This is a genomic window from Sphingopyxis sp. JAI128 (assembly GCF_014207235.1).
GTDB lineage: Bacteria > Pseudomonadota > Alphaproteobacteria > Sphingomonadales > Sphingomonadaceae > Sphingopyxis.
This window is the reverse complement of the sequence record NZ_JACHDA010000001.1, coordinates 721,000-734,178: the sequence shown is the minus strand read 5'-3', so window position 1 is coordinate 734,178 and position 13,179 is coordinate 721,000. Positions and strand designations below refer to the sequence as shown.

At 65.6% G+C, this 13,179-nt stretch carries 10 protein-coding genes; 1 reads left to right on the top strand and 9 read right to left on the bottom strand.

What is annotated here, in order from left to right; translation table 11 throughout:
• Positions 1-100 precede the first annotated feature (100 nt).
• Positions 101-2,428 carry a hypothetical protein gene (locus HDC35_RS03735; RefSeq protein WP_184643738.1) on the top strand — a complete coding sequence of 776 codons (2,328 nt, stop codon included), beginning with the start codon at positions 101-103 and terminating at the stop codon, positions 2,426-2,428.
• On the opposite strand, the gene HDC35_RS03730 is transcribed toward HDC35_RS03735, so the two are convergent.
• The 9 genes from HDC35_RS03730 to HDC35_RS03695 all read right to left on the bottom strand — a co-directional run bounded on the left by HDC35_RS03730 (position 2,425) and on the right by HDC35_RS03695 (position 13,140).
• The gene (locus HDC35_RS03730) at positions 2,425-2,709 is read right to left on the bottom strand and encodes a hypothetical protein (protein WP_184643736.1); all 285 of its coding nucleotides are present in this window, start codon (positions 2,707-2,709) and stop codon (positions 2,425-2,427) included. The two genes, HDC35_RS03735 and HDC35_RS03730, sit on opposite strands and share 4 nt — an antisense overlap.
• A 112-nt stretch (positions 2,710-2,821) precedes the next feature.
• Positions 2,822-3,508 carry a response regulator transcription factor gene (locus HDC35_RS03725; RefSeq protein WP_184643734.1) on the bottom strand — a complete coding sequence of 229 codons (687 nt, stop codon included), beginning with the start codon at positions 3,506-3,508 and terminating at the stop codon, positions 2,822-2,824.
• 11 nt (positions 3,509-3,519) lie between these two features.
• A complete protein-coding gene (locus tag HDC35_RS03720) occupies positions 3,520-6,189 on the bottom strand; it encodes a sensor histidine kinase KdpD (RefSeq protein ID WP_184643732.1) in 2,670 nt (889 codons plus the stop codon).
• Complete coding sequence (gene kdpC, locus HDC35_RS03715; RefSeq protein WP_184643730.1) at positions 6,186-6,779, bottom strand: potassium-transporting ATPase subunit KdpC; 594 nt, start codon at positions 6,777-6,779, stop codon at positions 6,186-6,188. The genes HDC35_RS03720 and kdpC overlap by 4 nt, the downstream gene beginning before the upstream one ends.
• A 12-nt stretch (positions 6,780-6,791) precedes the next feature.
• Positions 6,792-8,831, bottom strand: a complete 2,040-nt coding sequence (kdpB, locus tag HDC35_RS03710) for a potassium-transporting ATPase subunit KdpB (RefSeq protein WP_184643727.1) — start codon at positions 8,829-8,831, stop codon at positions 6,792-6,794.
• A 13-nt stretch (positions 8,832-8,844) separates the two neighbouring features.
• Positions 8,845-10,548, bottom strand: a complete 1,704-nt coding sequence (gene kdpA, locus HDC35_RS03705) for a potassium-transporting ATPase subunit KdpA (RefSeq protein ID WP_184643725.1) — start codon at positions 10,546-10,548, stop codon at positions 8,845-8,847.
• 14 nt (positions 10,549-10,562) lie between these two features.
• On the bottom strand, positions 10,563-10,652 hold the full coding sequence (gene kdpF / locus HDC35_RS03700; protein WP_184643723.1) for a K(+)-transporting ATPase subunit F: 90 nt from the start codon (positions 10,650-10,652) through the stop codon (positions 10,563-10,565).
• 106 nt (positions 10,653-10,758) lie between these two features.
• Positions 10,759-10,887 carry a hypothetical protein gene (locus tag HDC35_RS19560; protein ID WP_260397480.1) on the bottom strand — a complete coding sequence of 43 codons (129 nt, stop codon included), beginning with the start codon at positions 10,885-10,887 and terminating at the stop codon, positions 10,759-10,761.
• 141 nt (positions 10,888-11,028) lie between these two features.
• Complete coding sequence (locus tag HDC35_RS03695; protein ID WP_184643721.1) at positions 11,029-13,140, bottom strand: prolyl oligopeptidase family protein; 2,112 nt, start codon at positions 13,138-13,140, stop codon at positions 11,029-11,031.
• Positions 13,141-13,179 lie beyond the last annotated feature (39 nt).

The window sequence follows — 13,179 nt, the reverse complement described above, 5'->3', positions numbered from 1 at the left end:
GAAGGTCCGGCGTTCTGGCGCGATCAAAATTTGCTATCGACCGGCCGCGAGGGGCTACCCATAGATTGCGAAGCGGGAAACGGACATCTGGCGCACGGACATGATCCTATATCCGCCGCTCCGCTGCGATGCGCGCGCCGCATGCGGCCTCCGCCGTCCGGATTTCGTGGTCTTACTTGCTTGTCTTTGTCTTTGGCCGCCCGTCCCTGCGGCGGCGCAGGACCAGACCGCCGACAGCCTCTCGCCGTCCCATTCGGAGGACGAGGCCATCGCGGTCGGCGAGGATCGGGAGATTGTCGTCACCGCGCGATATGGCGAGGCGCTTGTCGAATCCGAATTCGAACTCGACGAGTTACAGATCGACGCCTATGGCGCCTATTCGATCGGCGAGCTGGTGCGCCGGATCGCTCCGCTGACCGGGCGTCCGGACGAACGACCCATCATCCTGATCAATGGCGAGCGCGTCGATTCGATCCAGGACCTGGCCCGCTTTCCGCCTGCCGCGCTTCAGCGGCTGGCGATCCTCCGACCCGAAGCCGCCGGACGATATGGCTATTCGGGCAATCAGCGCGTCGTGAACTTGGTCCTCAAAAGGCATTTCGTGTCCTGGGAGACGCAGGCAAGCGTGAAAATGCCGACCGCGGGCGGGCAGATTGGCGGCAATGGTTCGGCTGGGCGTTTCGTCATCGACGGCAAGGCGCGTTGGAACGCACAGGTTCAGCTTTCGGGCGAGAGTGCGCTGTTTAAAAGTTCGCGTGCGCCACCGTCGGTGCGAGCCGGCGAATTTGTCGATCCCGACGATTATCTCTCACTGCTGCCTGCGACGAGCCAGCTGTCGGTATCGATGGGGCTGACGCGGCCCATCGGACGCTTTACCGGCTCGTTGAGCGTCAACGCGGCTTCGAACGGCAGTCGGCAATGGCTCGGCCTCGCCGCCGGGGATCCCGGCCCGGGAGATGCGCTCGTCCTGTTCGGTCAGCAGGGCTCGCAAAATCTTGGCCTGTCGGCAACCTTCTCCGGACCCGTCGCGGGCGGGCGCGCTATCCTGAATGCCAATTATGCGCGCGGCTGGGCAAAGGGTCGCATCGACCAGCCCGGCGATGTGTTTCCCGATGACGTTCAGAGCAGCCGCACCCGGTCGAGCAGCGAAAGCCTGAGCGCGCGGCTGACGTTCAACAAATCGATCGCCGACTTGCCCGCCGGGTCGATGAACGCGACCCTGACGGCCGGAATGAACCGCAGCCGCACCAGCAGCCGCTTCCACGACGATGCTGTCGATGATGATCGCACCAGCCGGGCGGAGCGCGACCGGTTCGATGGGCGGCTGTCGGTCGCGGTGCCGATCGCCAGCCGAAGCGAAGGCTCGCATTCCCTGCTCGGCGACCTGTCGCTCGACCTCGCCGGCGGCTTGACCTTCGGCACAGCCGAAGCCTCGCTTTCGCGGTTCGAGCTGGGCGCGAACTGGAGCCCGATCGCCGCGCTCCGGATCAACGGATCGGTTAGCTTCGCCAAACTTGCGCCGTCCATCGAGCAGTTGACCGGGCCCCATTTCGAGGAGGTGCGTCGGGTTTACGATTACGCACGGCAGGAAATCGCCGAACCGGTTTGGGTAACCGGGGGAAACCCCGATCTCGGATCGGGCCAGCGGCGCATCTGGTCGCTGGGCGCCTCGCTCCGACCGTTCGATCCCCGGCTGCTCTCGCTCTCCGTCGAATACCGAAGGCAGCAGTCGACCGGTGCCGCAGGTGGTTTCCCGGGGTTCGCGCCGGCGGTCGAGGCGGCCTTTCCCGAACGATTCGTTCGCGATACGGCGGGTCGTCTCATCCGGGTCGATGCCCGGCCGATCCAGATCGTGCGCGACACCGACGAGCGGCTGAACAACAGCCTGACCGTGTCGATCGTTCCGCGCGCCAGAAGCGAAGCCGACGCCCCGAACGCGATCGCTTCGGCTGGCATGTGGACCTATTCCTTCACGCTCAACCATGGATGGAGCCTGCGCAGCGAGTTGGTAACCGCGATCGGCCTTCCGGCGATCGACCGGCTGGGCGGCGGTACCGCGCAGTCGCGGCACAATGTCAGCTTGCAGTTCGTTGCGGGCCGCCCGGGCATGGGGGCGACGCTGGACGGGAATTGGCAAAGCCCCTTTCGGCTTCGCGATCCTGCCGCGCCGGGTGGCGGGATCGAATATCGTCACCGCGCCCTCACGATGCTGAACCTGCGGCTGTTCGTCGAGCCCGAGCGCCTGCTGCGGGGTAAGGAAGAGCCGGTTTGGCTGAAAGACCTCAATATTTCGCTCGATATCCAGAATCTTCTCAACGGCTATCGGCGCGTTACGCTGGGTGACGGCGGCGTGCCGCCGGGGTATCGGCGCTACGATGCCGATCCGCTTGGCCGCACGATCCGGCTATCGATGCGAAAGCGCTTTTAGCGCGGATTGCGCCGATGGGGCGGAAGGCGCAAACGCCAGCGTTCGCCGACGTCTACCCGGTCGAAGATATGCCGCCCCTGCGTCACCAGCACCGCGGCCACGCTGGCGCACAGAAAGGTCGCGGCGGCGAGCAGCAATGCCTTGGCGCCGGGATCGGCATGCGATTCCGATGGATGGAGCGCGGCGAGTTTCCAGGCCGCCCGCAAAGAGAGCCACCCGGATAGGATGCCGCAAAGCCGCAATCCGATGTCGGTCCGCTTTTCCTGTCGCCGGTCGTCCATGCCACAATCCTCGATGTGGCATTCCAGCTATTGCCCCGGGCATAAGGTTTCGAGATCGAATCCGGCGAAGGCCATAAGGGCGGCATATAGTCCGGCCGCGCGGGCGGCGCGGTCAACCTTCGCCCAACAGGCGGTATCCGACGCCGAGTTCGTTGGCGATGACGCTGCCCACCGCGCCCGGTGCCTCGATCTTTTGTCGCAAATTCCGGATGACGATGCGCAGATATTCGACCGGCGCCTCCTCGCTACCGTGCCACGCTGCGGCAAGGATGCGCTGGTGTGTCACGACGCGGCCGACGTTGGCGGCGAGCAGCGCCAGCACGTCATGCTCCTTGCGCGTCAAATGGGTTTCGATATCGCCGCGGCGCGCGATGCGTTGGTCGAGGTCGACTTCGAGTTCACCCCGTCGATAGATTTTCGGTAGGGCTTCGGACAGGCCGCGATGGCGAAGTGCGACGCGAAGACGCGCCAGCAATTCCTCGCTGTCGAACGGCTTGGTCACATAATCGTCGGCGCCGAGATCGAGCGCGGCGACCTTCTGGTCGGTTGCATCGCGTGCCGACACCACGAGGATGACGGTGTCGCCTTGCTTTTTCAAAAGCTGGACGAGTTCGAGCCCGTCGCGGTCGGGCAGGCCGAGGTCGAGCAGCACCGCATTGGGCTTTGCGATCGCCGCCAGCGCGAGCGCGCTTCGCCCGTCGACCGCTTCGATCGCTTCATAGCCTGCGCGTTCGAGCGTGTTGCGCAGCAAGCGCCGGATCGAAAGTTCATCATCGACGACCAGGATTTTGGCGGACATGGGGCGACCTCCTAAATTTCGGCTCCCTCGGCCGTGTTGCGCACGATGAGTGCGGCGGGAAAACAAAGGCTGAATTTCGCGCCGCTTCGGTCGGTGCGGTTCGCGGCTTCGACGGTCATTCCCATCGCTTCCGAAAAGGCTTTCACGATGGCCAGGCCCAGCCCGGTGCCGCCGACGACGCGGTCCGACCCTTCGAAACGGCGAAAGGTTTCGAACACTTCGGCTTCGCGGCCCGGCGGCAAACCCGGGCCTTCGTCGATGACCGAAAGTTTGAGCAGGCCGAAGCGGTGTGCCCCCTCGATGATGATCGGCGTTTCCGGATCGGCATAGCGCCCCGCGTTGTCGAGCAGGTTCAGCAGGCAATGATGCAGCAATTGCTGGTCGACCTTGACCAGCGGCATGGCCGGCGGAACGGCGAAATTGATCGCATGGCCTTCGAGCGCGCGACGGGCGTCGTGTGCGGCGGCCGCGACGGCGTCGGCAAGGTCGATGGCTTCGACCTTCAGGTTGAGCGCGCCCGCCTCGACGCGCGCCATGTCGAGCAGATTGGCGACGAAACGGTTCAGCCGCGCCGCCTCGCCCTCGATCGTGCCGATGAGTTCAGGCGTCGCGCCGTGGTGCAGTTCGGCCGCTGCCGCCATAACCGCGGTCAGCGGCGTGCGGAGGTCGTGGCTGACCGACGACAGCAAGGCCGCGCGCAGCCGGTCGCGGGTGCGGACGGCTTCGACGTCGCGCATTTCCTCTGCGAGCCGCAGTCGTTCGAGCGCCAGTGCCGCCTGATCGACAAGGCTGGTGAGGAGCGGAAACTGGTCGGGCCTCAGCGGATTCCCGCCATCGTCGCTCGCCAGGCCGAGCACGGCCTGAACCTTTTCGCCGGCGCGCACCGGCTGGAAGTACCAGTCGGAGGCGGCGAGCGTCCCAGATCCCTTTCCGGTGGGCATGTCGTTGTCGAAAGCCCATTGTGCGGCCGCCATCTCCATCGTTTCGAGCTGGAACCGGGGTCCGCTTGCCGCCTGGACGACCAGTCCGGTGTCGCCCGGCACCAGCACGACCGCGCGCAAGTCGAACAGACGCGCGATATCCTCGCAAATCGTCCGGGCCAACGCGATCGGGTCGTCGATCGGAGTCAGGCGGCGCAGGAAACCGGCGAGCGCGGCGTTTGTCCGCGCGCTCGCCGCCGCCATGTCGGCCTGTGCCCGCACGCGCGAGGTGAGCTGGCTGGTCACGATCGCGACGCCGAGCAGCACGAAAATCGAGACGATGTTCTCGGGATTGTTCACCGTCAGCGTGCCGGTGGGCGGCAGGAAGAAGAAATTATAGGCAAGGCTGGAAGCAAGCCCTGCGAACAGGCCGGTGCGCAGCCCGAACAGCGTTGCCGCGGCCATCACCGGCAGCAGATAGAGCAGGGCGACGTTGCCGAGATCGAGGATGTGGGACAAGGCGCTCGCCGCTGCGGTGACGCCGCCGACCATCGCGGAGGTCCACAGATATCCGCGCCGCGAACCCCATGCGCCGCGGGCACGAAGGCGCGTCGACGGCGCAGGAGGGGCATCGAGCGGCAGGACATGGATCGCAACCCCCGGCGTTTCGCGGACAAGACGATCGACGACCGAACCGTGACGCAGCTCGAACAAGCGCGACCGGTGCGATTTGCCGACGATGAGCTGCGTCGCCCGCGCTTCCTGCAAATAGGCCTTGATACCGTCGACGATCGCGATCGCGGGCTCAGTCGCGACGTTGCCGCCGAGCTGCGTCGCGAGATTCATCGTTGCGGCGAGCCGCCGGTGTTCGGCTTCGCCGAAGGACTGGGCGCGCTGCGTTTCGATGTACAGGGCTGTCCAGGGCGCGTGCAGCGCGTCGGCGCTCCGCTTGGCGGCGCGCACAAGCCCGTCGGCGCCGGGAAGTTCGTTGATCGCGACGACAATCCGCTCGCCTCCCGCCCAGGTCCCGCCGACGCCGAGCGCGCGCACATGGTCGAGCATCTGCGTATCGACCGCCTGCGCGGCGCGGCGCAGCGCGAGTTCGCGCAGCGCCGAGAGGTTCGATTTGGAAAAGAAGTGCGAGAGCGCGCGTGTCGCTTCTTCCGGCAGGTATACCTTGCCGGCCTTCAGCCGCTCGATCAGCTCGTCGGGGGGGATATCGACGACCTCGATCTCGGCCTGTTCGAGGATCGAATCTGGCACCGTTTCGCGAACGCGAACGCGCGTGAAGGATGCAACGACGTCGTTCAGGCTTTCGATGTGCTGGATGTTGAGCGTCGAATAGACGTCGATGCCGGCGGCGAGCAGTTCCTCGACATCCTGATAGCGCTTGGCGTGGCGGCTGCCCGGCGCGTTCGTGTGCGCAAGCTCGTCGACGAGCACGAGGCGCGGCGCGCGCGCGAGGATCGCGTCGAGATCCATTTCGCCGAGTGTACGGCCTTCATAAGACACGGCGCGGCGCGGCACCACCTCGTGCCCGCCAACGAGCGCCTCGGTCTCGGCCCGGCCGTGGGTCTCGACAACACCGATCACCACATCGACCCCGTCGCGCGCCCGCGCTGCGCCGTCGGAGAGCATGTCATAGGTCTTGCCCACGCCCGGCGCGGCGCCCAGAAATATCTTGAGACGGCCGAGGCCTTCCTGCGATGCCTGTCGCAGAAGGGCCTGGGGATCGGGGCGATCTGGGTCGGCGCGTCTCACCGATCCGGGCTGGCCCTAAGGCGATCGAGTTCGCGGTTGATGGCGAGCACATTCACCCGCTTTTCGCCGATAAAGCCAAGCAAGGGGTGGGCGGTCTGTTCGGTGACGAGCGCGCGCACCCGGCCTTCGGTTAGCCCGCGCGCGCTGGCGATGCGCGGCACTTGAACCAATGCGGCTTCGGGCGACAGGTCGGGGTCGAGCCCCGAACCGCTTGCGGTCACCAGATCGGCAGGGAGCGCGCCGGCCACCCCCTCGGCACGGCGCTTTTCGGCGTCGGCGCCGACGCGGTCGGCCAGTGCCTGCGCCGCCGGGCCAAGATTCGATCCCGACGAAGCAACGCCGTCATAGCCGTCGCCCGCCGCCGAGGGCCGGGTCTGAAAATAGCGATCCGACGTGAAAGCCTGCCCGACGATGGTGGAACCGATCACATTGCCACCGGAATCGCGAACGAGGCTGCCGTTTGCCTGGCTGGGGAACAGCGATTGTCCGATGCCGGTCATCACAAGAGGATAGCCGATGCCGAGCAGGATGGCGAACAGGATCGTCATGACGATCGCGGGGCGCAGTGCGGATGTGAAATCATTGCCCATGGCGATGCTCCCTCAGGCGAGACCGAGGCCGCCAACGGCCAGGTCGATGAGTTTGATGCCGATGAACGGCGCGACGAGGCCGCCGAGGCCGTAGACGGCAAGGTTGCGTGCGAGCAGCGGGCCGGCGGCCATCGGCCTGTATCTGACGCCGCGGAGGGCGAGCGGCACGAGTAGCGGAATGATCAGCGCGTTGAAGATGATCGCCGAAAGGATCGCGCTTTCGGGCGTGTTGAGTCTCATGATGTTGAGGGCGCCCAGCCCCGGATAAAGCGCGACGAACATTGCGGGGATGATCGCGAAATATTTGGCGACATCGTTCGCGACCGAAAAGGTGGTGAGCGCGCCGCGGGTCATGAGCAATTGCTTGCCAAGCCCGACAACCTCGATCAGCTTGGTCGGGTCGCTATCGAGATCGACCATGTTGCCGGCTTCGCGCGCCGCCTGGGTGCCGGTGTTCATCGCAACGCCGACGTCGGCCTGCGCAAGGGCAGGGGCGTCGTTGGTCCCGTCGCCGCACATGGCGACCAGGCGGCCGCCCTGCTGTTCCTTGCGGATCAGTTCCAGCTTGTCCTCGGGCGTCGCCTGCGCGAGGAAATCGTCCACGCCCGCTTCGGCGGCGATTGCCGCCGCGGTCAGCGGGTTGTCGCCGGTGATCATCACCGTGCGGATTCCCATCTTGCGCAATTCGCCGAACCGTTCGCGGATTCCGGCCTTGACGACGTCCTTGAGGAAGATCGCGCCCAGCAGCTTGCCGTCGACGGCGACGGCCAGCGGAGTGCCGCCGCCGCGCGCGATGTCGTCGGTGATGCGGCGGAGTTCGGTGGCGGCTGCGGTCTCCTCGACGCCGGGATTGGCTTTGAGGACCGAATCGACCGCACCTTTCTGGATGATCGTCGCGCCGATTTTCACCCCTGAAATACGCGTTTGGGCGGTAAAGGGGATCACCTCGGCATCTTGTGGCAGCGAGCGTGTCGCGATGCCGAAGCGTTCGCGCGCAAGGACGGCGATCGACCGGCCCTCGGGCGTTTCGTCGGCAAGGCTGGCGAGCAGCGCGGCCTCGGCCAGTTCGCCGATTTGTATGCCGCCGACGGCGCGGAATTCGCTCGCCTGGCGGTCGCCGATCGTGATCGTGCCGGTCTTGTCGAGCAGCAGAACATCGACATCGCCCGCCGCTTCGACCGCGCGGCCCGACTTGGCAAGGATGTTGAAGCGCACGAGCCGGTCCATCCCCGCAATGCCGATGGCCGAGAGCAGCGCCGCGATCGTCGTCGGGATCAGCGTGATCAGCAGCGCGGCGAGGATGCCGACCGGAATCGATCCGCCCGCGTAGGAGGCGAAGGCCGGGACTGTCGCGACGGCGATCAGGAAGATGATCGTCAGTCCGACGAGCAGCAGCGTCAGCGCGATCTCGTTCGGCGTCTTCTGCCGCTCGGCACCCTCGACGAGCGCAATCATCCGGTCGAGGAAGCCCTGGCCCGGATTGACCGTGACGCGGACCTCGATCTGGTCGGAAATGACGCGCGTGCCCGCGGTGACCGCCGAGCGGTCGCCGCCCGCCTCGCGGATTACCGGCGCGCTTTCGCCGGTGATCGCGGCTTCGTTGACCGAGGCGACGCCGAGCACGACCTCGCCGTCCGACGGAATAAGGTCGCCGGTTTCGACGAGAACGATGTCGCCGACCCGGAGCGCGCTGGCGGGAACATTTTCGACCTGGCGCGTGTCGCCGTCCTTGAAGCGCTTGGCGGTCAGTTCGGCCTTGGCCGCGCGGAGCGAGGCGGCCTGCGCCTTGCCGCGCCCTTCGGCGAGCGCTTCGGCAAAGGTGCCGAAGAGCACGGTCAGCCAGAGCCAGACGATAAGCTGGAGCTTGAAGCCGGTCGCGAGGCCATCCTGTCCGACGACGAGCAGCGCCGTCAGCAGGGTCGCCACGACGGCGGTCGTGAACATCACGGGATTGCGGATCAACTCGCGCGGGTCGAGTTTGCGGACTGCGTCGCGGATCGCCGGCGCGATCAGGTCGGCGGTGAAAAGCGATTTGGTGTTTGCGCGTGCCATATTGGCTCCCCGCTCAGAAGGTTTGGCCGTGGATCATCGCGAGATGATCGGCGATGGGACCGAGCGCGAGGCTCGGCAGGAAGGTAAGGCCGCCGATGATCAGGATGATCCCGACGAGCAGGCCGACCCACAGGCCGCCGGTGGTCGGGAAGGATCCGGCGCTTTCGGGTGTGTGGCTTTTCGCCGCGAGGCTCCCCGCGATGGCCAGCATCGGCACGATGATGAAGAAGCGGCCGAGCCACATCGCAATGCCGAGCAGACCGTTATAGAAGGGCGTGTTCGCGGTGAGGCCGGCGAAAGCCGACCCGTTGTTCGCGGTCGCCGAGGTAAAGGCGTAGAGGATTTCCGAGAAGCCGTGGGGCCCCTTGTTCAGCGGCCCCGCCAGCCCCGCTTCGGTGACCGACGCAAGCGCGGTGAAGCCGAGGATGAGGAGGGGCAAGGTCGCGATCGCGAGCACCGCGAGTTTGACTTCCTTCGCTTCGATCTTCTTGCCGACATATTCGGGCGTGCGCCCGACCATCAGCCCCGCGACGAACACGGCGAGGATGGCGAACAGCAGGAAACCGTAAATGCCCGCGCCGACACCGCCGACCACGACTTCGCCCAGCTGCATGTTGATCAGCGGGACCATGCCGCCGATCGCCGTGAAGCTGTCGTGCATCGCGTTGACCGCACCGCACGACGCCGCAGTGGTGATGACCGAAAAGAGGGCGGACGCCGCGATGCCGAAACGCACCTCCTTGCCCTCCATATTCCCGCCCGCGACGCCGAGCTGGTGTAGGATCGGGTTGCCCGCCGCTTCCTGCCAATAAGTGATCGTAACGCCGGCGAGAAACAGGATCAGCATTGCGGAAAGGATCGCCCAGCCCTGACGCGTGTTGCCGACCGCCTTGCCGAAGGTCCAGGTCAGGCCGAAACCGATGACGAAGATCGACAGCATCTGCACCAGGTTGGTGATCGCGTTCGGATTTTCGAAGGGATGCGCGCTGTTGACGTTGAAAAAGCCGCCGCCGTTGGTGCCGAGCAGTTTGATCGCTTCCTGCGACGCTACCGGCCCGAGCGCCAGCGTCTGCCTCGCGCCTTCGAGCGTCGATAGGTCGACCGTCCCGGCAAGCGTCTGCGGTACGCCGTTCGCGATATAGACGAGCGTCAGCAGGACGCAGAGCGGCAGCAACAGGTAGAGCGTGATGCGCGTCGCGTCGGCCCAGAAATTGCCGATGGTCGCGGCGGATCGCCTCGCAAAACCGCGGAACAGGGCAAAGGCAAGCGCGATACCCGTAGCCGCGGAGAGGAAGTTGTGGATCGCCAGCCCGAGCATCTGGCTCAAATTCGACATCGTCGACTCGCCGCCATAGCTTTGCCAGTTGGTATTGGTCGTAAAGCTGATCGCGGTGTTGAACGACAGATGCTCGCCCAGACCGGCCAGCCCCTGCGGATTGCCGGGAAGGACGCCCTGAAGCCGGAGTATGCCATAAGTGAAAAGCATCAGGACAAAGTTGAAGACGAGCATATGTACCGCGTAGCGGCGCCAGCCCTGCTCGGCGGCGGGATCGATGCCCGCAAGTTTGTAGAAGCCGGCCTCGACAGGACCGAGGACGGCGTGGAGCGGCGTGCGCCGACCTTCGTAAAGCGCGAAAAGCCAAAGGCCGACCGGTTTGGTCAGCGCGAGCAGGATGCCCGCGAAGGCGATGATGAGGATCCAGCCCTGAAGGGTCATGGAGGCGCTCCTTTCTAGAAGCGTTCGGGGCGGATCAGCACCGCAACGAGGTATAGGAGGAGACCGGAGGCGGTGATGGCGGCGAGCCAGAGGTCGATGGTCATGGCGTCACTTCACGCCTTGTCGCACAGACGGACATAGGCGAGCGTCGCCGTGAGCAGCCCGGACATGACGGCGATCCAGAGCAGGTCCTGCATCGTCGGTCCTTTCCTAGATCGCTGCCGTCGGTGCCGCCGGGACGACGGTGGCGGGGGACGCGCCGGCGTCCGACGGGCCGTGGGCAGGCGCTGCGGCAAAGACGGCGAAATCGACGATCGGGAAGAGGAGATTCGTGTGCATATGTCCTCCAGTCGCGCTTCCGCCACCGCCAATCGGTGGAGAAGGCGAATCATGAGGACGCCCGATTAGGTGGGCTCAGCGTTGCAATTCGAGAGCGATTTCGCGCCGGCGCATATGTTTTCCATATGCGCCGGGGCGGCGTTATTTCGTCTCAACCAGTTCGCGCAGCAGGAAGCCGTGGAGCATCGCGGCGCGCACCGCATCCTCGGCATGGTCGGCGCCGACCGAATGCCCTCCCTCGATATATTCGTGATAATAGACACGATTGCCGTTTTCCATCAGCCGCGCGGCATATTTGCGCGCGTGTCCGGGGTGGACGCGGTCGTCCTTGGTCGAGAGATAGAGGAAGATCGGCGGGTATTTCACGCCCTTGCGGATATTGTGATAGGGCGAATATTTCGACAGAAAAGCCCAGTCCTCGGCTACGTCGGGGTCGCCATATTCGGCGACCCACGAGGCGCCGGCGAGCATCTTGTCATAGCGCCACATATCCTTGATCGGCGAGCCCGAGATCACCGCGCCATACAGGTCGGGGCGCTGCGTCATCGCCGCGCCGACGAGCACGCCGCCGTTCGAGCGGCCCGAGATCGCGATCCGGCCCTTCGCGCTGACGCCGCTTTTCACCAGATCCTCTGCGACCGCGTGCAGGTCGTCGAAGCTGTTCTGGCGCTTTTCGCGTAGCGCCGCCTGGTGCCAGGCCGGGCCATATTCGCCGCCGCCGCGGATATTGGCGAGGACATAGGCATTGCCGTCCTCGACCCAGAACAGCCCGAGCGGCCCCGCGCGGTAGGGCTGGCCGGTCAGATAGCCCGGCGTCTGCGCCGCGCGGAAGCCGCCATAGGCGTGGATCAACGCAGGGACGGGGCCGGTGGAGCCTTTTTTCCGGGCAAGGAAATAAGGAATTTTCGTGCCGTCCTTCGACGTTGCAAAGCGTTTCTCGACGCTCATGGCCGCCGCGTCGAAGGTCGCGGGAAGGCTCTGTACTGCCCGCGGCGCACCCTGTTCCGATGCGGCATAAAGCGTCGGCGGCATCAGCATGGTTTCGGCGGTGACGAGCGCAAGGTCGCGCTTGCCGACGGTTCCGGCGATGCCGACCGTCGCATTCGCGGCGACGGGGACTTCATTTTGCTTCCACGCGCCGGTCGCCGGATCGCGGCGTAGCGCGAACAGCTTGCCTTCGACATCGTCGAGCGCCTTGACCCAGAGGATATTGTCGGTTGCCGCAACATCTTCGATGGCCTGCGCCTTCGTCGGAGTCATCGCGGTGACGATCGGCGCCTTTCGGTCGGCGGACATATCCGCCAGCGAGAGCGAGACCAGCGAACCCGCCGAAATGCCCGACCAGTCCTGGTTCAGGAAGATGATGAGCTGCCCGTCGATGACGTCGCGAACGCTCGCTGTATCGGGGACGATCGTCGAGATATAGCGCGAGGCGTCGGTGTTCGGCAGCTTGATGTCGGCGGTGTAGAAGGTCTTGCCGCGGCTGATCATCGGCCAGCGCTTGTCGCCGTCGACGAGCGCGAAGACGTTCATGCCGACATCCTCGAGCTCGCCTTCGGCCACGGTCGTCGCGGTCGACAGCGGGGTGCCGCGTTTCCAGCGCTTGACGATGCGCGGATAACCCGACGCAGTCATGCTGCCGTCGCCATAGTCGGTCGCGACGAGCAAGGTGTCGGCATCCTCCCACGTCACGCTGCTCTTCGCCTGCGGCAGGGTGAAGCCGCCCTCGACAAAGCTTTGGGTCGTGCGGTCCCATTCGCGGACGATGTCGGCGTCGGTGCCGCCGGGGCTCAGCGATACAAGGCAGCGCTTGTAATCGGGGGCGAGGCAGTCGGCGCCGTGCCAGACCCAGCTCTGCTTCTCCGCCTTGCCCAGCGCATCGACGTCGATCAGCGTCGTCCATTCGGGCTTTCCGGCCAGATAGGCGTCGAGCGGGCTCTGCCGCCACAGCCCGCGCGGATTGGCCGCGTCGCGCCAGAAATTGGTGATCGCATCGCCCATCACCTCGCCCGGCATCGCGATCTGGCGATCGTCGTCGAGGATTTGGCGCGCGCGCCGGCGGTCGGCCTCGAAGCCGGGGCGCGCACGGATCAGCTTGTCGGTGGCCGCATTTTCCGCCTTGACCCAATCGAGCGCCTTCTTGCCTTCGATATCCTCGAGCCAGAGATAAGGGTCGTCGTCCTGCGGCGCGGCGGCCGCAACGGCGGCGAAAGAACAGCTGAGGGCAAGCGCGGCAAGGCTGGCGCGGATCATTCGAATGTCTCCCCTGGGGTGTGATGGCACAATGCTAGC